Consider the following 26,685-nt stretch of genomic DNA (forward strand, 5'->3'; position numbering starts at 1 on the left):
CTTATTGGTTCTACCAAAACAACAACTGGTCTCACAGTAAAGTGCGTACCAGATTTCAACAGCTATGAAACAGGCATCAAAATCAGTGATGCCCAGATGAAATCGATAGACATGGAACCCATTGGGCTATTTCCTCTCTGGAACTATCGAATCAATGGCTTTAAAAGATCAATTTAATTGCTGACAGTTCCTAACAGCATAGCTGGTTCAAATTACGCTTGCTTTCACTGTTGCTCAGACTGCTGCTGCCAGCTGGCTCTCATGGGCTGCTGCAGATTTAACAGGCCGGCATTGGGATATGGGGTGAGTCGTTGCTGCAACAGATGCACTCGCGTGCTGTGGCTGACGCACTGCAGCTTGTGCAACGCCAGACATAGCTGAGGTGAGTTATTCCCTGCTACAGGCTTCGTTGATTTTGGTGCTGTCTGGTGCTGACACTGTCATGCTGTGTCAGGGAGATTCAAATATGCATTTTGGCGTTTGTTAGTCGTTTTTCAGCAAAAATGAGCTGTTTTTCTGCATTTTGACCAGAAATTTAACGATTTTGGGTCATTTCGGGCATTTGTGCTCTGCAACTCACTTCATTATCAGCTGGGACTGCAGTATTAGCTGCAGGCTCTTGTATATGGCTTTGCTCTGATGCAGGTGTGTACGGTATGCGGCAGCGCATATTATTGGGCTGCGCATATGTATGAGTTGCTGGCGAGGCAGTGCTCTTAATGCAGTCATTAAGGTAGCCGGGCAGGGAGGTTGGCAACAGGCAGAGCGGCAGGCAGTGCGGCAAGTTGTTAGTCAGACAGGCGTGCGTTCTGGCAGTTATTCAGTTAGACAGGCGGGCGGGCCGTAGTTATTCAGCCGAGCAGGCATTGTTATTTTGCTTTCAATATGGTTATGTAAAGCATGTAGTGGTGTTTTGATGGTGCTAAGTGTTGTATGTCAAGTTTTATAAAGTGTTTTGTGCGCAAGCTGGTGGATGCTGGTGACGGGGCCTGGGCAGATGGTATGTGGCGGGAAATGTGAGGTTGCCAGGTGGAAAAAACGGGGGATTTTTACCAGGAAAAAAGGTTGGTAAATCGTGATAAAAACACTGTTTCCAGGGGGATTAAGGGCGTAAAATATATGTATGGAAGAAGAGCATCAGCTCTTCGCACACACAATAGAAAAGGAGCACATTACATGTTAGCTACTTCCCTTGAGCTTGCTGGTAAGTACGATTATCTGTCTGAGAAGTTCGCCAGGAGCATTGAGTGGTTAAAGAACAACGACGCCACCAAGCTTGAAAACGGCCGTTATGACATCTGCGAGGGTGCTTTTGCTCTGGTACAGCGCTATACCACTGTTCCATTCGAGGCTATCCGCTTTGAGGCTCACAACGATTACTTCGATATCCAGTATCTGGCTCAGGGCATTGAGTCCTTTAATGTCTGCCTCCGTAAGGACTGCCAGGTAACTGAAGAAGATCCAGCCAATGACATGGTTTACCTGAGCACTCCAGAGGTTTACACCTCCGTTACCTTAAAGCCTGGTGAGTTTGCTATTGTTCCTCCAGAGGAGGGCCACCAGCCTCGTATCGCCTATCAGGGCAAGCCTGTAGACGTAGTTAAGGTAGTGGTTAAGGTCGCTGTTAAATAAGCGTGTTGATCCGAAGCTTCTGAAGGCTCACAGAGCAAGGAAATGAGCCTGACGACAGCTAAGTGTGTGGAAAGAAAAAAGAGGTATGACCCCAGGGTCATACCTCTTTTTTTGCGCTTTTATCAGGGCCCGTCAGCTGTCAGTGCCCCGGCTGCCCGCAGCGCAGCCGCCGGTTGGGGCGGCGGTGCAGCTGGCGGCTGTGTGTCCGTAGAGCTGCGCTGTTGTGTGGGTGCCCTGGTAGCATGGCGCTGTTATCAGGCCAGGCCACGGCGCTGGCGGAAGTTGTAGAATCCGCCTAACATGCCGGCGTCGTTGCGCAGAGTTGCAAACTCAATGCGGGTAGCACGGAACACAATGTCACGCAGCTTCTCTTTGAGTGAGGCCTCAATGCGTGGACGCAGGTATTCGTCACGGGCCATGATACCGCCACCTAAAATAACAGCCTGAGGATTCTGTACGGATACTACATTGGTAATACCGTCGGTAAGGTGCTCGATAAGCTCGTCAATGGCCTTGATTGCGATCTCATCGCCCTGTTCGGCTTCATTGAAAATACGTATGCCATTTACCTTTGAGACATCTTCACCGCGCAGCTGCGCATAGTATTTGACCAGATGAGTGGTGGAGGCCAGTTCGTGGAGCATGCCTCCTGGAACGCGCATGTAGGCAATCTCACCTGCTGAGTTGGAGGCTCCGCTAATCAGCTTGCCATCGCAGATCATGGCGCCGCCAATGGAGGTACCAATGGTCATGCAAAATACGCTGTGGCAGCCCTTACCGGCACCAAGCCACATCTCACCCATGGCAGCGCAGTTAACGTCGTTTTCTACCTCGCATGGCAGGGAGAACTCGCGGGTGATGATTTCCTTGTAGTTAACACCTGTGTAGTCGGGTATAGCATCTGGCAGGGAGTAAACAATCTTGCCCAGTTCAGGATCAACCATACCGGCAGTGGAGATGCTGACGCCCTTTATGAGATCACCGTGGGTATCAAGAGCAGCACGGGTGATGCTCTTAACCTTTTCTACAATGCCCGGACCGCCCTTTTCTTTGGCTTCGGTAGGCATCTCACCGCGCTCCATAAGGGTTCCGTCAAGGGTAGCTACGCCATGCTTGATGGCAGTGCCGCCGATATCAATGAGCACATATAAGTCTTGCTGCATATTAATTCCCGTCAACAGCCTTGTCAGCCTCATGGTCCAGTCCGCACCACGCAAGGTCGGGCCCTGCCTGGCCGGCCATGCCCGGGCATGCCATGCCCAGCAGGCAGGGCATGGTGGGCGGGGCAAGGTTGGGAGCCGGGCCATGAGAGCAAACAAAAAAAGCAGGGACGTGGCCCTGCTTATGTAGGTTATTTTCTATGATTCGATTTTGCTGCCGTGGCAGCTGCCGGGCTCAGGCCCATTGTAGCGGCTGCCTTACGGTGTGCTGCGGGCAGATTACTTGCCGGCAGTAGCAGTTAAGTAGGTAGAGCCTTCTGGGGCTTCAAAGGTCTTGCCTGTTACAGCTGCCTGAATCTTTGATACTACGATACCAACAATCAGGGTTACAGCCATGGCGATGAAAGCGTACATCCAGAAGGAGATGCTTGGAACCTGGTACTTGCAGTAGAACACAATGCCGGTTGCAGAGAGGAAGCCGATGAAAGCGCCTAATGCAGTGGTCTTACGGGTGAAAGCACCCAGTACGAATACACCAGCCAGAGCACCCAGAGCCTGACCTAAGAATGAGTTGAATAACTCGTAGGCGGACTTAACGTCCAGACGGGCCAGGTACATGGCAACGAGGATAGCGAAGATACCAATAGCCAGGGAGATGTACTGGGCAATCTTGGTCTGACGCTCGTAGTCCATGTTAGGAGTGATCTTAACCTGAATATCCATAACCCATGAGGTAGCAACAGAGTTAATACCGGTGGACAGGGTGGACTGGGAGGCAGCGTATAAGGCAGCCAGAATGATACCGGTGATACCTACTGGGAGCTCATAGGTGAGGAAGTAGGCAAATACCTTGTCCTGAGAGTTACGGAAGGTTTCGGTAATTAACTCAGGGTTCTGCTGGTAGTACAGGTATAAAGCGGTACCAACCATGTAGAAGACGGAGGCGCAGAAGATGGACAGAACGCCGTTACCGATGGTCATCTTGTTGAGCTGCTTGACGTCAGTAGTGGTAGTGAAGCGCTGTACAACGTCCTGAGAGGAAACGTAGGAACAGAAAGTACTTAAACCGCCACCAACGAGGGTTACCAGTACGGAGGTGCCGAGCAGATTGGTCCAGTCAATCCACTTCTCGCTGTCAGCCAGGAAGCGGCCGCCAACAGTTAAGGAGTCGGTAACATCACCAAGACCGCCATCTAACTTGTAGATGATGTAGACCAGGGTCAGGGTAATACCGCCGATCAGAATGACACCCTGAATGAAGTCGGTCCAGAGCACAGCCTTTAAGCCGCCGGTGTAGGAGTACACAATGGCGATGGCGCCCATGGCGATAATCAGAACGTCTACGCTGATGTCAGTCAGACTTGCCAGAGCTACACAAGGCAGGTACATAACGATGGACATACGGCCCAGCTGGAAGAGCACGAACATAACAGCGCCCAGAACACGTAAGGCTGGGGACTGGAAACGGATTTCCAGGTAGTGGTATGCGGTGTCGATGTCGAGCTTGGCGTAAACTGGCAGGAAGAAACGGATGGTAAGAGGGATGGCAATGATCATACCGAGCTGGGCAAACCATAACATCCAGGTGCCGCCGTAGGAGTTACCGGCCAGAGCGAGGAAAGAAATAGGGGAAAGTAAGGTTGCGAAAATGGAAACGGAGGTTACCCACCAAGGCACAGATCCGTCACCCTTGAAGAATTCCTTACCTTTCATTTCCTTCTTGGAGAAGTAAATACCTGCTAACAGCACGCCTATCATATAGACGACCAGCACGGTGGTATCAATCCAAGTAAAACCGTGTAGTTCTTCAGTCATAAACAAAACCTCAAAAACTAATCTTGAAGAAGACTGGGGACCGCATGTCAGATAAGGAACGCAGCTTCAGGCGTTTGATCTGGTATCGATCCAATTGCCCTGAATGTGGGGGAGAATCACGACATCCCGTCGTTATATACGACCTCAGTCGCTTTACTGAACCTGTCTAAAATAGCCCCCTGGGGACTTGCGTCCTTGAGGGGCTAGAGTGTGTGTGGTCCGTTTTGACAGCGGTGTTGCTGCTCCGCTGCCGTATTACAGGCAAAAAAAAATGCCCGTAATGAATTCGTGGCATTGCTGCCATGGTCTCCGGGCTCAGAGCATGGGAAAAGCCCGGATACTGCTCAGGTAAGGCAATACCGGCTGTATTGCCTGACCCGGGCGATTAAACAGATGTGAGCAAGTCTTAGAAGTACTTGTGGTAGATCTTCTTGGCTTCCTCAATCATCTCTGGGGAGTAGGCGCCCATAGGCTGACGGCAGTAGCCTGCCTCAACACCGGCTTCCTGCAGGCAGATCTTTAAGGTGCCATACAGGCCGTTGGCCAGAACATCAGAGATGAAGTCGTTGGTGACGTGCTGAACTTCCAGAGCAGTCTTGATGTCGCCCTTTCTGGCGGCCTCAAAGATCTGACGGGCACGTACGCCGTTTACGTTGAAAGTGGAACCGATAGCGCCGTCAACACCCAGAACGGTAGCAGGGAGCATCATCTCGTCGAAGCCTGCGAATAATACCTTCTCAGGGAAAGCCTTGCGGAAGCGCTCTAATAAGTAGAAGTCACCTGCGGTGAACTTGACACCGGTAATCTTCTCGTTGGCGAATAACTCCTTGAACTGATCAACAGTGATGTTAACGCCGGTTAAGAATGGGATGAAGTAAACAACCATCTGGTTGTCAACATCCTTGAGGATGGTGTTGTAGTAATCCTTGATCTCGTTGAAAGAGAACTTGTAGTAGAAAGGAGTTACGGCAGATAAGGAGTCGTAACCCAGATCGGTAACCAGCTTTGCCAGGTGTACGGACTCCTTGATGTTTAAGGAACCAACCTGAGCGATTAACTGGCACTGATCCTTGGCCTCATCCTTAACGATGTTGAAGATCTTCTCTTTCTCTTCGGTGCTTAATAAGAAGTTCTCACCGGTAGAGCCACCAACGTATAAACCGTCGACCTTGTTAACGTCGATGTTGTGGCGGACCAGCTCACGGATACCCTTCTCATTGAGGTTGCCGTCCTTGTCAAAAGAGGTTAACAGAGCAGAATAAATACCACCGATCTTCTTGTAAGCCATTTGGGATGTCTCCACTTAATAAAAAAACTGGTGCGCAGTTTACGGCACGGCAGGCCTGAGTATTTTTGCGAACCTGCTCAGTGCTTTCTGCGTAAAAAGTACAGGGTTAATAAATTTGCGCGTCGGGATTTATGTACACTTGCCGGCAGCGCCAGTACTGAAATCAGACCTTTGGCAGGGCATCAATGAACCACTTGCCAATAACCTGTGGGCGGGTAATAGCTGAGCCCACAATAGCGCCGTAGGCACCTACCTCATAGGCACGGACCAGATCAGCTGGAGTATTGATACGGCCTTCGGCAAATACAGGGATCTTGCAGGTGGCAACCAGACGGGCTACCAGGCCAAGATCCGGGCCCTCAAACTTAGGACTGTATGGGGTGTAACCTGATAAGGTGGTGGAAATGGCGTCAAAGCCAATCTTTTCTGCGTTGTGAGCTTCTTCGTCGTTGGAAATATCGGCAAGACTCAGAAGGCCGGCATCTTTGATCATCTTGACCAGGTCTTCCAGCTTCTCGTCACCTGGGCGACGGCGCATGGTAGCGTCAAGGGCAATTACTTCGCAGCCGATATCGATTAAAGCCTGAACTTCTTTGCGGGTAGGGGTGATGTAGATTTCTGAATCGTCGTAATTCTGCTTGATAAGACCAATAACTGGCAGGCCTGTTACCTTTTTGATTTCTTTGATGTCTTCAACTGACTGGCAGCGGATGGCTACGGCACCTACCTGCTTGGCTGCAAGAGCCATGCGTCCCATGATGAAAGGACTGTGGAGTGGCTCGTCTGGAAGTGCCTGGCAGGAAATGATCAACTTGTTCTTAAACTGTTCAAAAAGCATCGAATTAACCTCAGCTACGTCTTAGCTGACAAGGAAAGCATGGATCACTGGCAACGTTTACATCGATGTCTGTTATTGCCAGTCAAATGCACAACTGATCCGGTTTTTTCCAGTCAGCTCTCTACAATGTCCTGCCAAAAACCATAACACACATAGGTTTTTGTCTGGCAACAGCGGATAAAAAGCTGATCACCATATTCTGCAGCCCGGCTGCGCGGCATCTGTGTGCCTTTTGTGATGAGCAGTTTTTTAGCAACTGTCAAACTCCTGCAGCCGAAGCTGCAGGAGGGTGGAGGCCGCCCCACAGGGGCAATGGCCTCCGACCATGGTTTAAGTAATTTTTCGGATGAAAATCAGCTCAACCAGGGATTAGAAGGTGTACTGAACACCAACACGGAAGCGCATCTGACGCTTGTCAGTAGCACCGTTTACACCAATATCACCGATTTCAGCATATGGATTCCACTGACCGATACGGTAGTTGAATGCTACGTTGTGCTCGTAGTTGGTGTCCTTGTTGTCAAACAGAACCTGCTTGGTGCCATTCTCATTGTCATTGAGGGCCTTCATCCAAGTGAAGTTGTAGTTAACACCCCAGTTGTCCTTGTTGTAGCCAAGCCAGGCATCAACACGGGCACGCTTCCAGTCAGGATCGCTGCCACCGGAGTTACGCAGGTAGTCGTAACGTGGGCGTACGGCAAACCACAGACCGAAGTCGGTGTTGTACTGCAGACGCAGATATGGCTTGTAGAAAGTATCAGTTGAAGTCTCAGTGATGATACCTGGAGTTACGGTGAAGTTGCCAAACTTGAAGCCCCACCATAAGCTCATCTCAACAGCGTTAGCTGCGAAGTCGCCCCACTGGCCTTCCTTATAGCTAGGGTCAGTTGGCTGCTCGAGGATGTGACCAGACTTGACTGAGGAGTCAACGTAAGCGCCAATACCGTTGTCAAAAGCGGTAATGAAGCAGATACGATCGAAGTTCTGGCCGTACTCGGTACGGTACTCGTGACGGAGGTCAACAGTAACCTTAGCGGCGTTGGCAGCGGTTACGGCAACAGCGGCTAAACCTAATCCCAGAGCGAGTTTTGATAAGCGCATTTTTTATCCTAAACGTAAGTTTTTGGTTCAATAAAATTGAATTACAGCTGGCTCAGTATTACTTCTCAGTAACAACCTTGCCGTCCTTGACAGATACGGTGATCACATCGGTAGTAGCCTTACCACCGGAGGTCTCGCCGCCGACCATGATTAACTCATCGCCGTTCTGGATGCTTACACCGTAGGCAATTGGAGTGTCCAGCTTGCCGGCAAAGGTCCAGGCACCGTCAGCATAGGTGTAGATCTCGTCGCGCCAGGTCTTGGTGCAGCCTTCGTGAGCAAAGTTCTTGCCCTTGGCGTACTTGGCAGTGGAACCTGGGAAGTTGGCACCGCCAATAACAACCAGGGTACCGTTGGAGTAACCGGAGAATGCACCTGCAACACCTTCCTGAACCTTCTCACCCTTTGCAGGAATGAGGTCTGGAGCAGGAGTGAAGCGTGCAGCGCCGTCGACAACAGAGAACTCAACAGCAGTTGCAGTTCTCAGGCCAGGCTTGCGCTCGCCGTTTACAACGAAGACGCTCTGGTCCTTAGGGTCAACAGCAACAGCTGAACCTGCAGTACCAAAGTAAGGTAAATCACCTAAATATGACCAGGCATTAGCCTGAGGGTCGTACTGTAAAACAGCCTTATTGAAGAAGTAGTCTTTTACAGGCTTGCTGATGTAGTCGGCATTGATCTTGTCAGTCAGGGCCTTGTTACCCTTCTTGGCTGCATAATCAAGATCCTTGAAGTAACCGTCAAAGATTTCCTTGTTAACGGAGCCTACTACAATAGCGTTCTTGCCATCAGCACTTACTACGGTGTGACCGGTAAGGCCGATTGGTGAGCGAGTTAAGAGCTTTGACCAGGTGTTCTTGGCAGGATCGTACTCAAATACCTCATTTGATACGGAGAGGATATCTGAGGTGATTTTGCCTACGCCACCAAATACGTAGATCTTGTTATTTAAAGCAACAGCCTGAGCCTGATCACGAGCAGCTTCAGGGAACTTGGCAATGGCTTCCCACTTAGGGCTCTTGGCCTTGGTGTCCAGCTTGTACCAGTCCTGACCGGCGGTACCTAAACCAACGTAAATAACACCATCGTTCATGGCACCGGCGCCAGACTTGAATGGAACTGGCAGATCTGGAAGAGCGGCAGCAAAAGCTGATGTGGTGGTCATTGCGCCTAAAGCTAAGGCGGCGGCTAAATGCTTAATCTTCATATGACAAAACTCCTGATAATCGCAAACTCCATGATTGCTTAAACTCTCGGCATTTCCATTCTGATGCACGTTGCTGCTTGCACCAGCCTGTCTTACGTTCTCTGTCTGGCTGAGGGATATTTGGGATAGAGGGATAGTCAGACAAAGGCCCCAAGTTGATAAGTTGGAGTTAAATTTCATTCTCAATATTAATATAAGAAAATTTTTTCACAATCTTGTACGCACAATTTTGAGATCTGCATCACGAGTTGTGCATAAAGGCTCATTTATAAGCGGTTTGTGCTTGCAAGACGCGATAATTTTGTTCAAGCCCGTCTTTATGAGCTTTAACGCCATATATAAAGGCTTTGCAGACCAATTTGGAGCAAAATTTCACAATTTCGACATGGGCTATCAGATGCAACTTTTTAGCAAAACACAAAAATGTGATCCGTTCTTATATCCATGGTTAATTCTGTATAGTTTTCCTTAAAGGAGAAACTCCATGAATAAGCCCTGTCTGCGCAAAACAGCATACATTAGCTCTTATGTCGTCTGAATCATCTTGATTAGCTGTTATCAATTTTTAAGCAAATGGTCATTATGGTGTAGTTCTCGCTCTGAAATAATCACTCCAACATCTGATAAAAAGCCTGAATATCACTCTCTTTGCTGTGCAGCAGACAGAAAAATCACCCTCACTTCAGGTGTTTTTCAGCCAGCATCACCCATAGTGAAATTTTTCTCCACCTCTTTTTCTCCGCTCCTGTCTATGCTTATACCTGCATGATGTGGTGCAGGACATTATGTTAATGGTCACGGGCATGCTGCATTTATAAGCCACTTTTCTGCTGTATTGAGCATTACCGCTATGCAGACATAAGCTCTTCTGGCGTATGGCAGATCAGAAATTGCAGACAGCCTCAGTAACAGGACTGCAGGTACAGGCATGACGTCAAAGTATCCTAATGCAGCTTGCATGTGCTGCTGTCTGGGCAAATCAGGTACAGAGAAATATATATGTATGACAGATGCTGGCCGTGGATTTCATCATCATGACTGCAGTCCGCCCTGGTACAGGCGCATATATGAGTGTAATGATGTCATATCGATCAGGATGCAGCCGACAGTATCGTGCTGACGGTCATGGCGCAGGCTTTGATGAAGCCACCTAATGTAATGGGCAGGCTTTGAGGAAGCTGTTGACGGCCATGGCGCGAGTGGGGGGAAGGGGCTGACGGCCATGGCGCGGGCGGGAGGAGGGTACTGGCAGCATTTTCTGGCATGGCTGAATTCATGGCCATGCTGGGGCTGCAGTGACAGGCAGGCATGTGCTCTGTGCTTACTGAGAGCACTGAGTATTGATTGCAGTGACTGATGCGAACAAGTGTTCGCCATGGATGAAAAAACTGGTCTGTGCAGCGCATCAGGGGCTTGGATCCAGGGTTAATGGAGCTGTTTTTGGTAAAAAAGCCCGTTATCAGGCCATTGTTGAGCCATGTTTACGTTTACATGGGCATATTGATGGCGAATTTTGCGTATTTTGCATAAAAATAAGTCTATAATTGATTAATCGTGCTTCATGCTGCTGTAGAAGTTTCAGATCCCATTGTGGCTGGACCAAAGGCGCGCGGCGCCATGCCTTATCTTTGAGGTCAGCTAAATGGGTGTGTGTTAGGGATCTGACAGTATTGATGTCTGCTGTTACAGCGATATCAGATCCGTAATACCTTGGGATAAGTATCAACAGGACAGCGGCTTTTATATATGACAGTTAACGGGATATATTACTGTCTGAACGGAAGACATGATGTAAGGACAGAATACGGGCATGGACCTGACAGGTGCTGCTGTACAGGTTTTTGAGCTTTTGCTGTCCGAATTGATGAACACCGCTGGTGATGAGGCACAGCCCTTCTTTAAATTTGCTTGACTGTACAAATCTGGCCACGGACAGGGCCATAGTTTTCATATCGGAACACAGCTTTTCTTCCAGTGAATATCTGATGCATGCTGCCTGAGCCAGGCTTCATGCTGCTCGACAGGCGGCCAGGGATAATGCATCAGCAGCTGCGCATTCACCTTGTCTGTGTCACGCTTTGTGCGATTGCCAAGAGCTTATATGAATCTCCCTCCGGGCCGCCTCACCAAAGTCACTACTTACTGCACATGATTTTCATTCTGTACAGGCTGCTGCGTAACAGAGATACCAGAGCTGTCAGATGAATTTATGCAAGGTATGCCGTTTTCTGCCACTGCTGTATCGAGCAATGACAGCGTACTCCGTATACAGATTATGCTGTTATGGCTCACAGTACATAATGAGCCCGATCAGGGGCTGGCACAGTTAAAAACGCTGAAATCAGGGCAGTAAGGCTGAGTTGAGGCCTGACTAAGGAATGAACCATGGGCAAGTTGATTATCCCTAACAATATCAAAGGAAAGATTATCAGTACCCTCAGATCAATTGAGGAGGATCTGCCTATAGCTCTTAAGCGCCTGGCCCGCTTTATTCTCTCCAGTCCTGATGAGGTCATGGTTAAGAACGTAACCGAAATTGCCTCAGCTGCAGGTGTTGGTGAGGCAACTGTTATCCGTCTGGCAAAGGTGCTCAACTATCCAGGTTTCAAGGAGTTCCAGCTCGAGCTCATTAAGGAAATTGCAGGCAAGTCCCGCAATCAGGAGCAGATTCTTGACTCCAACATTGTCGATGGCGACAGTCATGAGGTTATAGCCAAAAAGCTCAAGCTGGCTATTTCCCGCTCACTGTCAGAGAACATCATGAACCTTGATGAGAAGGTTCTTTACCCTGTTGCAGATGCTATTTTCAAGGCCCGTAAGGTATTCATTATAGGTGTGGGCAACTCCTGCCTGAGCGCACTCTTTTTCAAGAACAAGCTGTGCCGTATCGGCATTGATGCCTATGCTGAGGCCATGAGCCACTTCATGTATACCTCCCTTGCCATGCTGGGCCCTGGTGATGTGGTTATTGCCCTGTCTCAAAAAGGCGGCAGCTACGAAACCCTTAAGGCCTTTTCCATCGGTAAGAGCACCGGAGCTCTGGCTGTTGCCATTACCAATAATCCTGTTGGCAAGATTACTGAAATGGCAGACTACGTCATTTTCAATGGTAATGAAGAGGGTGCCCTGCAGGGCGACAGTGCTGCAACCATGACAGCTCAAATCCATATCTGTGAACTGCTGTACACCATGGTGGTCTCCTTCAACCGTACCAAGGCTACCAAGACCAAGCAGCTGACTTTGCAGGCATTAAGCCGCGACTTTGCCAAGCTGCGCTAATGCAGTCAGCGGCCGCCTCCGCTTAAGCCGATGCCGCCGCTGCTGTCGGCGGCAACAGCTTTATGCAGCTGAGCCGCAGGCTGTGACCTGAAAATGCAAAAACCCGCCTCCGGCGGGTTTTTGCATTTTAGTTCATGATGCGACAGAGTTGAGGTGAGCTGAATAATCACAAAAATGGTGCCTGGTTCCATAGTCTGGGAGCGCTGATGGGCCTGTGTATGGGGATTTGTCCAGCAATGTGGCACTTTGGCTGTGCACGGGACTCACAAAAAATGGGCAGTTGTCTCAGCAGGGTATGATTATGCGGTAATATGTGCGTAAGTGTCTGTACTTTTTCAGTGCAGGGCATGCAGACACCTGGCTTTCTCCTCAGCCCGGTCTGCAGTGGCGGTTGCCGCAGATATCTGACATATGACATAAGTTTATTTCTGGTCGGTACAGGTTCCACAGGACTGTTACCATGAAGTTCAGCCTGCAGCTAAGGCTGCACCAGGGGCTGCACCTGAGGCTTGAGCTGATGCTTCAGCATGTCGCACAGCTCTTACCTGTCTAACTCCGTCATAATGTCAGTATGAAGCCTGCCGATCCACAGAATTTCGTGATTGTAAGGATGGGCATGCACTTTAGCGCTGGCATGTCACAGCCATACTTTAATGTGGGGGAGTCAGATCGTAATAACTGCCATATGGCTTCTGCCAGCTTACGGCGGCTGTTACGGTTGGAGTTTTGGGGCTTATGGAAGAAAGCACTGTCAGGTATGACTCTGGAAAAATGTGTCATTACGAGACTGCATCAAACATGATCGGTCCGTCAGTGCTGACCATTTTTTACCGCCTGACCTCAATAGTGCTGGTATTACGGGCCCTGTTCAGTTTTATTGTTGTCCTTCCTGCGGTGCGATTTATCCTTTCTGCCGCACTGCTGTTCCTTCCTTTTAGAAGTCATGCACTTCTCACTGAAATGTGGGAGGCTGGCCGTCTTGATTACTCCTATGGCGGAGCTGAAGTAGCCGCCTTTGTTAACACACGTGAACAGATCCAGCTTCAGGTAGTGCTGTGCTCACGCCAGCAGCCTTATGCCTACCGTCTGAGCGTGCTCCTGCCTCATGAACACAGTGCCTCAGGCATTATGCCGGTCAACCTGAATGTTGATGGCACAGTCACTCATGTCTATGCCGAGGTCCAGGGCAATTCTCTTGAATTTCAGGTAGGTGCCAACTTCCTGATTACTCTGCCTGACAGTCCTAATTTCGAAATGGAATTTACCAGGGATGACGCTCTTTTTCTCAAGATTCCCCAGGTTATTTCCTTTTCCATGAGCAATGCCAACCTGGTTTTAAGCGAGGTGGCCCGCTCATGTGTAACTCTCAGCAATGAGCATAATTTCAGCAGCAACCAGCAGCTGCTGTCCGGTATTTTATGGCCACGCCATGGCTTTAACCGCCATCATGATTCTGAAGTCGACAGGCGCGCTGTTATCTCGGGCAATATGAAGCCCTCTACAGGCAAGGCTGATAATGTCATTGCCAGCGCCTCACCTTCCGGCAGCTCCTCTGACTCCTCAGCCTCCACAGGATCAAAGCCACATAACAATGGCGCTGACGCGGCCGGAGCCGCTACAGCTGCAGGAGTCTCAGCTGGCACGGCAGCCGGATCCGAAGCCGGCGCAGCCCAGTCTGCAGCTGCCTCTGGTCAGGGCGCGGCCGAAGCTGTAAAAGCCGGCAGGGCAGAGAGCATGGGCGGCCGGGACCATCCGGTAAGTGTTGCTCAGCGCGGCAGTGCCGGAGGGGGCAGCAGCAGCGATGATGATGATGATGAGACCTATCGCGATATTGACAGTCTGTGTCTGCGCTACAACTATGAAAGCAAGATTGAGCGCCCTGTAGTTAACGGCCTCGTAAGCTCTATTGACTCAGTAAATGAGATGCCGCTGTTTGTGCTTACAGACAAGTGCCGTGCGGCTCTTGATGACATTTATGAGGCTCATGGCAAACAGGCTCTGTCATTCCTGCCTGAGTTTTTCAAGGATCCTACCGGTCACTATCAGCGCTATGTCATGCTGTGGAATAACGTGCTGCTTGATACCTCTCGTATGGATTTCAAGCATCCTGACCGTCATCTTGATGATTTTGACTACTACCTGACACTGTTCTCGCTCTTTTCTGATACCCGCATCCGTCAGTATCCTCAGAGCTATTACGACATTCTCAAGCTCAAGGAAGATCCGTCCACCTTCCTTTACACCATGGACAACCGCTATGAGCTCGAGACGGTCAAGTATGCTTCAGTGCTGTCACGCCGCCTGACCGGTTTTCTTTCCCCGCAGCAAAATGCCTCTGAGGCTATTAGTGCCTGGCATAATTTCTACCAGGAATTAAGCAGCGCTCTGCCGCCAATCAGCAAAGCCCAGGCTATAAGACCGGTACTGTACCGTCAGATGCTGATGCGTATATGGCGTCTGGCCGGATATCCTGAGTCACTGCATCTGAGACCCAAGTATGCCTTTGTTCAGGGTACCAATGGCAAGACAACCACCCGAGAGCCGCTTGAAGCACGCTGCTCGGTATTTGAAGGCTCCAATGGTGATCAGTTCTTCTTTGCCAGCAGTGACTGTGTGCGCAGTATCAGTACTGATTTGCGCAATCTGGGCATGATTAATCAGGAGTATCAGGAAGTTCTCAATAACTGGGATCGTTTTGCCCGTGAGTGGACAGCATCGGTTTTCTACAGTGATGATGCTCAGGATGCTGTAGGTGAGCATCTGCGCTCAGGATTTGCTCTTACCATGCTTTCGCTTTACAAAAATTATGGTTTTGGAGATTACTTCCTGCTGCGCAAATGCATCTCCAGCCGTGACAGCGATATCTGCGCCTATGAGGCCAATACCTATTATGAAAGCTACTACAGCGACCTGCGCAAAACAGTAGCTTCCATTGCCTCTGTTTCCAGTCAGGATGCCAGGGAGCTCAAGCGTCTCAATGACCTGTGGGTCAAGTATTACGAAAGCCTCAAAACTTATACCCGCAATCTGGCTCAGCGCAACAAAATACCTCTGTGGCGTGCCGCCTTTGTTCAGGGTGTGGCTGTGACCTCCCAGTCTGAGGCCATACTGAATTCCCTGTACTTCAGTCAGGCCTTTGCCGGCAGCCGCTCATCCCTGCCTACAGATGACTTCTGATACCCAGGTTTTCCGGACATCAGTCTTTCCAGCATCATTTTTTCCAACATCAGTCCTTCCCGGCACATAGCAGTCCTGCCTTCCCGGCACATAGCTGTCCTGCCTGCCGGGCAGCCAGGCTCTCCTGGCTCCGTTATTGTCACCCCATTGTCTGTTTTTCTGATCCCCAGTCTTACTGGCCCGTGACTACAGTATTGTCTGGCCTGTGCATACTGCACTCTGGCTTTGTGTTAATAACATCTGACCTGCAGTGATGCCCTCCAGGCATTGCTGTGATTGCAGCCTCCTTGCGGGCTCGCTTGCAGCAGTCATCATTTGATCAGGATCAGGTGACCTTACTGGTATGGCACAGGAGTCGCCTTTTAAATCTGCTCATGGAGTACTTGTAAGCGCCTGGTAAAGCTCAACAGCTCAACAGAGCTTATGGCAGTAAGTTACGTTATCCGAATGTTGAGTTCAAAGGCGTAACTTCAGGTGTGAGCGCTTTATGCAGCATGACATTGAATGCAGCATGGACCGAAGCTGTGAAAAGGTCAGTCGCTGGAGCGGGGGAAAGGAACAGGGGCTGGGGAAGGATATGGAACAGTGAAAAGGACAGAGCCTTAAGCAGGTATAAGGGCTGTGAATAAAAAGGTATAAGGAAATGGTCTTGTGGCTGGAGGGTAGCCGTGGAGCAGGTATCTGTCTGTGGAGGTTGTTTTAGGAAGGAGAGGAGGACTCTCCTACACATAATATATCAGAGGTCATTATACCCCATGACTGCACATTTAATGAAATATCTGGAGCCGCTCTCTTTTGAGAGCAGGATGGAGGTACAGGAGAGCAACATCCTGTACTCCAGCCGCTCTGTTCCATCCGTTCAGTCATGGCGTCTGCCACCTCATTGCCCGCCTTGAAAAAACTTCCCGTCCAGCAGCATTCAAGAGCCTCCACTAAGTCAGGACAGCTGTGTCCTGACAGAGGAGGCTTTGTCGTCTTTGAGCAGTTCAACTTATCAGACCTGCGTTTTCTGCTCATCCTGTGACAAGGGCTCACAGTGCTGTGTCATATAGAGCATGACCCTGGTTATTGGGCATATTGGAGCCATGAGGCTGAACATGATGCTGAGCCCAGGCCCTGGTTTATGATTGCCCGTACTGTCATAAGGAAAAACAAAGAGCATACTGAAAAATCAGCATGCTCTTTGTTTTTATGAGGATAACACCTGATAGCCACACTCACAGGACAGGTGTCCTGCAGGGCATTGCCGGGCAGCGGTTCATGGACTGCAAGTCTGACCTGCCCAGGTCTCAGAGGCAGCTTAGATAGCGGTGAACTTGTAGGTGATAAAGCGCTTTAAAGGCTGCTCAGGGGTAACTGGAGGATTTAAGGCTCTGAAAGCTTCCAGATGTGGAGCATCAGGGTAGTATTCAGGCTCGAGAGCAAAACCTTCCCATGGGCCGTATGGTTTACCGGTGTCACGGGCAATGGCAATTTCAGGAGTGCCCTGGTTGATAGCATTGCCTGAATAGAACTGAATAGCAGGGTAGTCAGTAAAGACCTCGAGCTTTACCTGAGTGCCATCGATCTTCTCACCGGTAATGGTGGCGCAAGGCACGGAAGCATTGCCGCCATCACGGATAAGGAAAGCATGGTCGTAGCCGTTGGTGTACTTCATGTTTTCATCACCTTCAAAGTCAGCAGGGCTGTCGGCCAGCTTCTTTGGAGAGGTGAAGTTGAAGTTGTCAGTTCTGTCGGTACGGGCAGTTGACCTGTAGACCTTGCCTGTTGGAATGGCACGGGAATCAATAACCAGAATTTCCTCGGAGTTGAACTGGGCAACATGGCCAAGAACTGAGCTCTGATGACCATTGAGGTTGAAGTAGGAGTGGTTGGTAATACAGGCCGGGCATTCGTGATCACAGGTACCCAGATAATCCATTCTCAGAGCGCCGTCATCACCAAGACTGTAGCTGACAGTGAGATCAAAGTTGCCTGGAAAACCCTCATCGCCATCAGGGGAGTGATGCTTTAATACCACAGTTGAGGAAGTTGAGCTTTCAACCACAAAGCGGCACTTGTCAAAGCCCACCTCACCGCCGTGGAGAACTACGTCCTTGCCACCACCTACAGTAAAGGTCTTACCTGCAGCAGTAAAGGTGCCCTTGTCGATGCGGTTGGCATAGCGGCCGATGGTAGCTCCCATATAGCAGTTCTGTCTGTGGTAGTCCTCAGGACGGGCAGGACCGATGAGCATTTCGCGCTTGCTGCCACCTGCAACAGGAACCTTTATGGAGTGAATGGTTGCACCCCAGTCCATAATGGTTACCTCCATGCCGGAGGCATTGGTCAGAGTAAAGAGCTTTGGATTTTGTGGGAAGATATCGCTCATAGTAATCCTAATAACAGTTGGGAGGAACAGGGGCGGGCGCTGCACATGCAGCACGGATAAACTGGGCACTTTACATGTTATTACTGCAGCGGCCATACACGACTTTGCCTGAGGCCTGTCAGGTCCTAACAGCTGTGTCATGCGCCTGGCAGGTGCTGGCAGAAGCGGGTGTGGCGGACTGAATTGCTGCCGCTGCATCAGCGTCTTTTGGGTTCTGCTGTCCTGGACAGGGCAAGTTGCAGCAGGCGGGCCATGGCATAGCAGGCAGCAGACACCCCGAGTGCAGCGGACAGCCGGAGGGCAGCGGCCAGCCCGAAGTCAGCAGCCAGACGAAGGACAGCAGACAGCCGGAGTTGTCATGTGTTCAGCCGCCGCCGCGATATGGCCTGAGTTTCGTAAAGCCGTGCAGACGGCTTGTGCTGCTGAAAAGTCAGGCATGTAGTGCCAGCTGATATTTTATATCGAAAAGGGCGCAAGGGCCATTTTCCTGAGATTTGCGGCCGGTATATCCAGGCCTGTCATACCACTTAGGCTTTTACCCCAGGTGCTCTTGCGTGCAATGGCACATTATGAATCTTGCGTCAGTGCAGTTGCAATGGATGCATGCCGTTATGCTGATCCGGGGGCACGCCCACGGGATAATAATGTGATAAAGCCCGATATGTGGACCTGTCTGAGGGTATGCAGCCATAGGGGGAGACCGTGCTTTGTGCCTTTGTGCGGGCATGTGCATATGCGTCAGCAAGGGTATGAAATTCGTGAATTATTGCTGAAATTCTGATCTAACTATGTATAATATGCACCGACCGAAGATCGGTGATATTTTTCGGAAAAATTCAGTTTTTCCGCAGCTGTCACCTCATCCCACGCCAGAGCTTTTCCTGGATCAGCTAATGACTGATATGGCCCTGTAAGTCCATTGTCCGGTCAAGCTGTAAAACTGACCGGCACAGACCTTAATCACACAGCCAGGCGTCAGCTTATCAGGAACAAAAAACAGCCGTTGTCAGGTCCTTACCTGATTTTTGTTCATCCATCCTTCCTTGTGTTACCCGCTTTTGATTAACAGAACTGATATGAGCATCGGTGTTCATATCCTTTTTGCCATTGTTTTGTGCAAACGTTTTCTTTGCCAGGGATACGGGTTTTTAGTGACAGGAAAGGCAAAAATGTAAGGACAGTGCAAGCCCTTCACAGGAGGGCCGGGTTAGGAGCGGGGACTGGTGATTGATGGCCGGTAACCAGTGTTGCTGTCAGCATCTGGCAGACTACAGGCAAACGGCCATGTGCACGCACAGTCACGTTAATGTGCAGACATGCTGCTGCCTGTAGTGCCAGCGTGCCGGCATGCAGGCATGCCAGTTGCCCGCAGGGCATGGCCATGGCTTGCCAGGCCCTGGACATTCCGGGCAATGTGATGCCATTTCATGACTGTGTCATGGCTGTGATTCCTGTGAAGGGTGAGCGAGTGCATTGTCAGGCTGATAGTGTCGCTGTTGCGGTCAGTGAACTTCCTTAACTCTGACGGTCAGGTACCTCCTGAACTTTGTCAGATAAGCGCTGTGAGTTAAGGGCGGTCCCGGGGCATAAAAAGCGGTTTATGTGACTGACAGATGTCAGCTGGATTAAGCTGCCGTATGTTCCTGTGATGCGGTCCGTGGCGCATGGGCGCTGCTGGCAGATTTGCTGTCAGCTCAAGGCCGGTATCTGAGCTCTGTCAGTGTACCGGCTGCAAGCGAGTGCGCCGTCTGCAAGATAGTGTGCCGTCTGCAAGAGAATGCACCGTCTGCAAGAGAATGCACCGCCTGCAGGGGCATGTATCATCTGCCAGTACCTGTGTCTTATGGTGCTGCAGCTGTGATTTTAAAAGTCCCGCCAGGGCGGAATCAGCGCAGTTGAGTGCGCGGCGGCAGTGATGTCGCATCAAGCGGGGCGGCAGCAGTGCCGCCAGATTTTTTTTCTGCGTATGCAGTGTGGATATGCGCCGGAGTTAATGATTACTTCGGAGCGCCGGTCATGGCAATCGGACTTTGCTGTCATGTGGACAGCAGGGGAGAGCGCGATTGAGGGATGACACTGGCAGGGCGTTGCCTCACCGGATCTGCTCCGGTATGGCAGGAGGCCTGAGCATATGGTGTGTATGGGCAGAACCTGATGGCACAGGAAAGGGCTTATGTCGGGCCATCAGGCAGGGAACAGTAATTTTTACGGTTGGATAAGTAATGTCAGATTTTGTCAAAGAGCAGGAACAGTCCCAACTTTACGGTGAGCAGGGCTCATCTGCTGATGGTTCTGTATACAGAAAGAAAAGTGCCCGTACCGCTTTTGTAACCGAAAGCACTGGCGCTGATCAGAGCCTGCTGTTACAGGGAGATGATGATGACTCCCTGGATGATGATTACCCGATTGAGGATGCACAGGAGCATATGAGCTCAAAGCGTACCCCTGCCCCATGGAGCTCTGCTCTGGGCGCACCTGTTGAAGATGATTTTATTCCTGAAGGCTATAAGGCTCATGGCAGTCAGCTTACTCCTGATTCTCAGGAAGATTATGAGGATACTGACGAAGAGTTCTGTGAGCGCGCTGATGACGACTGTTACTGTCAGGATGATGCTGACTGTGATCCTGATGAAGTTGAAGATAACGTTCAGGGCGATGATCTTGACGATGCCGATGAGGGCGACGATGAGGTCAACAGCGTCGATGCCGAGGCTGAAGAGCAGGCTGAGCATGCCGGCATGAGCACCCTGCTGGCTGCTGGTGATGAAGAGGATGATGACGACTCTGATGAGGACGAATTTGTCCAGGAAGAAGAGGACGGCGAGACCTTCGAGGCTCTGGGCCTGAGCTCTGAGCTGCTGCGCGCCATTAAGGACCAGGGCTTTGAAAAGCCAACTCCTATACAGCTGCGTTCCATTCCGGTAATGATGTCCGGCCGTGACATGATTGGTCAGGCTCAGACCGGCACCGGTAAGACTGCCGCTTTTGCTCTGCCTGTCTTAAGCTGCATGCCAAAGCGCCAGAAGAATATCTTCGCTCTGATTCTCGAGCCTACCCGCGAGCTGGCTCTGCAGGTTGCCGAGTCCTTTACCCGCTTTGCCCGTCATGTTGACGGCTTCCGCGTAGCTCCTGTTTATGGCGGTGCTTCCTATGACAGCCAGATTCGCTGCCTGCGCCAGGGCGCTCAGGTGGTAGTTGCCACTCCTGGCCGTCTTATTGACCTTATTGAAAAGGGCCGTCTTGATTTCTCTGATGTGCAGTACATCGTTATTGATGAAGCTGATGAAATGCTGCGTATGGGCTTTATCGATGATGTGGACTGGATTCTTGACCAGGTAAATTCCGATCATCAGACTGCGCTGTTCTCAGCTACCATGCCTCCGGTAATACGTCGTATTGCCCGCTCTCACCTGACTGATCCTGAAGAGGTTCATATTGAGTCCAAGACCACTACAGCCGCTACCGTGCGTCAGCGTTACTGGGTGGTTTCCGGTGCCAATAAGATTGATGCCATGACCCGTATGCTCGAGGTTGAGCCATACGAGGCCTCCCTGGTATTCGTACGCACCAAGACCGATGCCGAGGAGGTGGCCAATCAGCTGACCGCCCGTGGCCTGCAGTGTGCTGCCCTGCATGGCGATATTCCTCAGCGTCAGCGTGAAAAGATTATCGAGCGTCTCAAGCGCGGTCTTCTTGACATCATTATTGCCACCGACGTAGCTGCCCGTGGTCTTGATGTTGATCGTATTACCCTGGTATTCAACTACGACATCCCTTACGATGCCGAGTCCTATGTGCACCGTATTGGCCGTACCGGCCGTGCCGGCCGCAATGGTGAGGCCATTCTGTTCGTAACTCCAGGTGAGCGCCGTGCTCTGCGCCGTATTGAGCGTGTTACCCGTCAGCGCATTGAGCCTATGGCCATGCCTACCATTGCTGACGTAAACCGCCGCCGCCTTGAGAATTTCCGCAAGCAGATCGTCGATACTATCGATGCCGGTGGTCTTGATGACTATCTGGAGTTCGTCAATAACCTGCTCGAAGAGGGCACCATGGAGCCAAATATGCTCTGTGCCGCCCTGGCACGTATGGCCCAGCGTGATGGTCGTCTGCTGCTTGAAGAGTCAGGTCGTGAGCCTAAGATGCGCTCCTTTGATGATCGTCCTGAGCGCGGTGAGTTCTCCGAGCGTGGTGGCCGCCGTCATGAGCGCCGCTCCGGTGGTCCATCTGCCGAGGCCGTACCATTACACGACTTCCCTGATATTGCCATGGTGCGCTACCGTCTGGCCGTAGGCCGTCGTGACTCGGTAAAGCCAGGTCAGATTGTCGGTGCTATTGCCAATGAGGCTAATATTGAGAGCAAGTACATTGGTGAGATTTCCATCTACGACAGCTTCTGTACTGTGGATCTCCCTGAGGGCATGCCGGCTGAAACCCGTGAGATTCTGGCCCGTGCCCGTGTCTGTGGCCGCTCACTTGATCTGCGTGTCTATACCGCTGAGCCACCTGCACCACGTGACCGCTACCGTGACCGCTCTGATCGCTTTGATCGTGGTGACCGCCGCCGTTCCGACCGTGGTGATCGCGGTGATCGTGGTTTTGAGCGCTCACGTCGTGATGAGTTTGATTACATGGACGAGGGTGAGTACCGTCATGAGAAGGGCGATATTAATGGCAACTCCATTAACTACCGTCCAGGCGGCTCCCGTCGCAGCGCTCCACGCGATCGCGGCTTTGCGCCACGTCCGGGCTTTGATTTTGGCTCAGGCCGTCGTGACAGCCGTCGCTCCTCAGGTGCATCACGTCCACGCCCACGTCTGGGCAGTTCCCGTCGCGGCTACTGATAAAAGTACGCCTCCTGCCGCCCCGGCAGCCGCAGCGTAGCCGCTGCCGCTGCCGCAGGCACAGCCACGGTTGTTGCAGCAGCCTGGGCTGCAGTTTTAGCTGCATCTGCCCTGGCAAAGCAGGACGCAAAGTGACGGTATTCAAATTGATTACAGGGCCCTGATCGGTTTAGTCCGGTCAGGGCCCTGGTGCATTCTAAAACCAGTGAGAGATGCGTCATGAGCTGCTGCAGAGCAACTCAGCGGGGAAGCTGCAAAGCACCTCAGTGGATCAGCTGCAGAGCAGCCCAATTGCGGGTGCAGAGGCTGTCAAAGGCAGGTGCAGGACCAGGTCAGGGGCAGGACCAGGTCAGGGGCAGGGCCCGTCATGGGCAGCTGCAGTAATTGGCTGCAAGCTGGCAGTGCGGCTGCACCGCTCCTATGCGCAAAGGCGTCGTGACAGCACATGCTGTCCTGATGCTGTAAGCACAGGCCTGGGGGCAAGTGAGATGCCAGTCGCAAATTAAAAGCTAATGTATTGATTCAGATGGTAATGGGGGTAGTGTAGTATGTGTTATGGCAAAGCTGCTCTGAGTATATGACTCAGGGCTGTGGCGCCTGTGAGCACTGTCGCCTGACCTTGCAGCGCCTCCGTCAGGATAAGCTGTAGTCTGGTAATGCTGTTGCATGGCGGGACCTCCGTCAGGCTGGTCCTCCGTCAGGAGGTGGTGTTGCCTGGTGGGGCTGCTGTCCGTAATGCTGTCGGCAGGTGGACCTGTCAGTCGTTTCTTTGAGTATCACAAGGAGAATGGTATGCCCGAATATTCATCAGTAGTCGGAGCCGTGGTCAATTTTCTGGATTGCCCATGTACATATTTTGCTCCCATGATCGATGACGATCCTCTTACAGAGGCTTATGAAAAGGCCATGGATGAGTTTGTCCGCAAGGGCGAGCACTTCCCTGTATTTGTCATTCCTTCGGATACCCTGCTCGAAACCCTGATTATGAACTCTGATCCTGATGCTGAAAGTAATGATGATGAATGGTCAGCAGAAAATGTTCAGCTGTTCCGTGCTGCCATGCTTGAGGCCGACACCTCCGATGGAGAGCGCCGCCTTGGGGATCTGATTAACATCACCCGTGAGGTGCTTGAAGAGCCTGAGGCTTTTGAAAGCATGCTCCATGAGGAGGGTGGTGTGGTCGAATCCCAGGATCGTATTATTTCCTGGTGGGATTACGATACCGGCATGACCCGTCATATTGTCCTTGCTATGATTCCTGTCATGCGTCCATGGCAGATAATGGCCTGGCTGCCTTTTGGTGGCTGGAATGACTGCCCTAACAATGAGTCGCTGATGAGCATTGCCCGTCTGTGGTATGAAAAATATGGCGCCGTTCCGGCTGTTATCAGCTCCGATTCCATGGAATTTGTCCTGCAGTCTCCGGTACCGGAAAATGAGGCGCTGGATCTTGCCATCAAGCATTATGCTTTCTGCCCTGACATTATCGAGCAAAGTGACGGCATTACCATTCCATCTCATGCCGAAGCCCTGAAAAAGTCGCTCTCATGGCCATTCTGGTGGGATTAAATCAGTCCAAGGATCAGGCCGGCAAAGTGCCGTTCAGGCAATGAAAAAAGGACCTCATTGAGGTCCTTTTTTCATTGGGGAGCGCCAGCCGGGCCTGTGGCCAGGCTGCAGCCTGGCCACAGAGCGGGGCGGGCGGTCAGACTACGCGTGGCGGACGGCGCACAAAGAAGAGAATGAGTACGCCCAGGGCCGATATGATCAGGCTGGTCTGGTAGATGATGACATAGGAGCCGCTTTCGGCCATGGCGATAAGACCGCCACCTGCAATCTGGCCTGCAGTGGAGGCGTTGATGTACAGGGAGGTGGCCTGGCCTGGAATGCTTGGCAGCAGCTCCTGGAAAAATACCATGCCCATGGAGGCTACAAAGGCAATATACAGAGCGGCAAAGAAAGAGGATGCCAGCAGCTGATTTCTGGTGGTGCTCATCAGAAATACCGCCAGGAATACCGGCATGGCAATGGCTCCGATAATAACAATGAGCTTAAGACCAAAGGCCTTGGACAGGCGTGCTGCCAGGAACATCAGTGGAATTTCAATAAAAGCAGCAAGGCCCAGCATATAGCCTGGCAGCTCCTCGGCCATCTTGAGCTCCTGTGTCAGATACAGGGGCATGGTCGTGATATATGAGGAAAAGGCGGTAAAGAGAAAGGCAGTGGCCAGGAACAGAGCCATTACTGAGCGGTTAGTCCACCATTTGATGTGGTTGTCCTTATTGGTAATGGACTTGTCCAGAACATTGGGCAGAAAGAAAAATGAGGTCAGACAGACTACGGCAAACATCACGGCAGTGACGATAAAGAGCATGTCAAAGCTGTGGCCTATGGCAATGGCATAGGCAAGCGGTGGTCCTACTACCCAGGACAGTGAGGCAAGGGAACGCAGGAAGGTGGCAAACATGATGGAGCCGCCCATATAGCGCACCGAATACTCACGGGCTGAAGCAAAGATCTGAGGGAAAGATACAGGGTAGGAGCCAAGGCATATAAGTCCCAGGGTACACAGCACCAGGAATGTAGGATGCATGTACAGCAATATGGAGCTTGCGATGCCGAATATTGAGGAAATACAGATAATGGCCGGTCGCTGCAGGCCCATGTCAGAAAAGCGCGCCACTGTCTGCACAATAATAATGGTGGCTAAGGGCAGCAGGATGAAAAAAATGGAGATCTGCAGCGGGCTGAAGTGCAGCTTCGTGTTTAAAAACAGCGACAGCACCGGGTTAAACAGCGAGCTGGCAGCTGACACCAGAATACACATGGCAATGTAGGTTGCAGTGTTACCACGACGGTTGGCGCCAAGAGTTTGCATGAAAACCTCATAACACAAAAGGTCCAGACAGCATGCCTTATGTTACCGGGAACATATAAGGCGGCAGTGCTGCTGTAAAAACACAAACCGGAAAGGACATTTCAAAACATGTCCTGGCCAGAGAATGAATCAGTAATGCATTTTCAGGGAAGTTCAGCTCAGGCACAGGGGATATGCAGGCCTGCCGGAGGATCTGGCAGGTAAGCCTGGCACAGACCGGCAGATAATAAGTGTGAATATGCCGGCAGGCTGATAAATATGCATATGCGCAGACAGAGTTGCGCTCGGGCAGGGCTCACTCACATGCTGTTTTATCGAATAAGGGTAATGATAAAAGACAGCCCTGGACATAAGCAGAGGCGATATGTTTTTCCCCGTGCCAATGACAACGTTTGCATAAGCAGGGGGCCTTAATAGCAGTTACGCTCAGCCGCTAATATTATCCCCAATTCCGGGGTATTTTTGTTAACTGATCAGGCAAAATTAATCGCTGTTTTGAGGTATATGCAACAAGAATATTGCACAACAAAGGTGATCTGTGCTGTAATTCTGATAAAAAGGGGCGCTGCAGGGCCGATATTGACTGTGCTCTCAATTGCGTCTAACGTTTTCGTGGCATATTCTTTTTCATATATTTAGACGGACTGCCTCACCTCAGGCACCACGGCACTGCACAGTCCCGCATGCAGGCAACACCATCAGCTGAATAATGACAGCCCGGGAGCCCGGCCGCGGCCGGACTTGCCTGCCCGGCCGGCTTTGCCGGCCCGTCCGCCAGGGCGGCCTGGCTGTCATGGCGGCCGGGCCGTCGGGGCTGACCAGGTCATGTCCTGCATTGCAGCTTTACCTTGCTTATGGAGCAGTGGCACAATGCAATAAGCTTCATAAAGCCAGCAGGTGAGCTTCTGGCTCAGCAAGAGTAGCGCAGCCGGCGAGCGCATGCACTGCAATGCATGCAGGCGGCGCCGGACAGACAAAGCTTGACGGGCGCCGGGCTGTGAGCCGGAAAGTGCCGGGCTGTGGTCTAAGACCCCTGTGTGGTGAGGGGTAAAAGGTTAATGAAGAGGTCAGATGACACGTGCATGGTCTGACTTC

General features: G+C 51.2%; 14 protein-coding genes. 5 read left to right on the forward strand and 9 right to left on the reverse strand.

Annotated features, from left to right (window positions below):
* Nucleotides 1-1,176 precede the first annotated feature (1,176 nt).
* Nucleotides 1,177-1,632 (forward strand): YhcH/YjgK/YiaL family protein, encoded by a 456-nt coding sequence (locus tag MXE41_RS04825; RefSeq protein WP_246978105.1) that lies wholly within the window; start codon nucleotides 1,177-1,179, stop codon nucleotides 1,630-1,632.
* 254 nt (nucleotides 1,633-1,886) lie between these two features.
* Here the strand turns inward: MXE41_RS04825 and MXE41_RS04830 are convergent, their stop codons facing one another.
* From MXE41_RS04830 to MXE41_RS04855, 6 genes are all read right to left on the reverse strand, one after another.
* Nucleotides 1,887-2,795, reverse strand: a complete 909-nt coding sequence (locus MXE41_RS04830) for an ROK family protein (protein WP_246978106.1) — start codon at nucleotides 2,793-2,795, stop codon at nucleotides 1,887-1,889.
* 276 nt (nucleotides 2,796-3,071) lie between these two features.
* Complete coding sequence (locus MXE41_RS04835) at nucleotides 3,072-4,607, reverse strand: sodium:solute symporter (protein WP_247099556.1); 1,536 nt, start codon at nucleotides 4,605-4,607, stop codon at nucleotides 3,072-3,074.
* Between the two features lie 406 nt (nucleotides 4,608-5,013).
* On the reverse strand, nucleotides 5,014-5,895 hold the full coding sequence (locus tag MXE41_RS04840; protein ID WP_246978108.1) for an N-acetylneuraminate lyase: 882 nt from the start codon (nucleotides 5,893-5,895) through the stop codon (nucleotides 5,014-5,016).
* Nucleotides 5,896-6,058: 163 nt separating this feature from the next.
* Complete coding sequence (locus MXE41_RS04845) at nucleotides 6,059-6,733, reverse strand: N-acetylmannosamine-6-phosphate 2-epimerase (protein WP_246978109.1); 675 nt, start codon at nucleotides 6,731-6,733, stop codon at nucleotides 6,059-6,061.
* 369 nt (nucleotides 6,734-7,102) lie between these two features.
* Nucleotides 7,103-7,834 carry an oligogalacturonate-specific porin KdgM family protein gene (locus MXE41_RS04850; RefSeq protein ID WP_246978110.1) on the reverse strand — a complete coding sequence of 244 codons (732 nt, stop codon included), beginning with the start codon at nucleotides 7,832-7,834 and terminating at the stop codon, nucleotides 7,103-7,105.
* Between the two features lie 58 nt (nucleotides 7,835-7,892).
* On the reverse strand, nucleotides 7,893-9,041 hold the full coding sequence (locus MXE41_RS04855) for an N-acetylneuraminate epimerase (RefSeq protein ID WP_246978111.1): 1,149 nt from the start codon (nucleotides 9,039-9,041) through the stop codon (nucleotides 7,893-7,895).
* A gap of 2,385 nt (nucleotides 9,042-11,426) precedes the next feature.
* Between MXE41_RS04855 and MXE41_RS04860 the strand changes: the two genes are divergently transcribed.
* Entirely contained in the window at nucleotides 11,427-12,320 is an 894-nt protein-coding gene (locus MXE41_RS04860) for a MurR/RpiR family transcriptional regulator (protein WP_246978112.1), read from the forward strand.
* Between the two features lie 5 nt (nucleotides 12,321-12,325).
* On the opposite strand, the gene MXE41_RS04865 is transcribed toward MXE41_RS04860, so the two are convergent.
* Complete coding sequence (locus MXE41_RS04865; RefSeq protein ID WP_247099557.1) at nucleotides 12,326-12,511, reverse strand: hypothetical protein; 186 nt, start codon at nucleotides 12,509-12,511, stop codon at nucleotides 12,326-12,328.
* Nucleotides 12,512-13,091: 580 nt separating this feature from the next.
* On the opposite strand from MXE41_RS04865, the gene MXE41_RS04870 reads away from it, so the two are divergent.
* The gene (locus MXE41_RS04870) at nucleotides 13,092-15,497 is read left to right on the forward strand and encodes a hypothetical protein (RefSeq protein ID WP_247099558.1); all 2,406 of its coding nucleotides are present in this window, start codon (nucleotides 13,092-13,094) and stop codon (nucleotides 15,495-15,497) included.
* Between the two features lie 1,300 nt (nucleotides 15,498-16,797).
* Here MXE41_RS04870 and MXE41_RS04875 read toward each other — a convergent pair.
* A complete protein-coding gene (locus MXE41_RS04875; protein WP_247099560.1) occupies nucleotides 16,798-17,868 on the reverse strand; it encodes an aldose epimerase family protein in 1,071 nt (356 codons plus the stop codon).
* A gap of 2,222 nt (nucleotides 17,869-20,090) precedes the next feature.
* Between MXE41_RS04875 and MXE41_RS04880 the strand changes: the two genes are divergently transcribed.
* Complete coding sequence (locus MXE41_RS04880; protein WP_348647415.1) at nucleotides 20,091-22,712, forward strand: DEAD/DEAH box helicase; 2,622 nt, start codon at nucleotides 20,091-20,093, stop codon at nucleotides 22,710-22,712.
* Nucleotides 22,713-23,504: 792 nt separating this feature from the next.
* Nucleotides 23,505-24,281, forward strand: coding sequence for a DUF4253 domain-containing protein (locus MXE41_RS04885; protein WP_247099562.1), 777 nt, complete (start codon nucleotides 23,505-23,507; stop codon nucleotides 24,279-24,281).
* A 136-nt stretch (nucleotides 24,282-24,417) separates the two neighbouring features.
* Here MXE41_RS04885 and MXE41_RS04890 read toward each other — a convergent pair whose 3' ends face one another.
* Nucleotides 24,418-25,590: an MFS transporter gene (locus MXE41_RS04890; protein ID WP_247099563.1), complete on the reverse strand. Its 1,173-nt coding sequence runs from the start codon at nucleotides 25,588-25,590 to the stop codon at nucleotides 24,418-24,420.
* Nucleotides 25,591-26,685: the final 1,095 nt, after the last annotated feature.

Source organism: Anaerobiospirillum sp. NML120449 (assembly GCF_023051105.1).
Lineage (GTDB): Bacteria > Pseudomonadota > Gammaproteobacteria > Enterobacterales > Succinivibrionaceae > Anaerobiospirillum.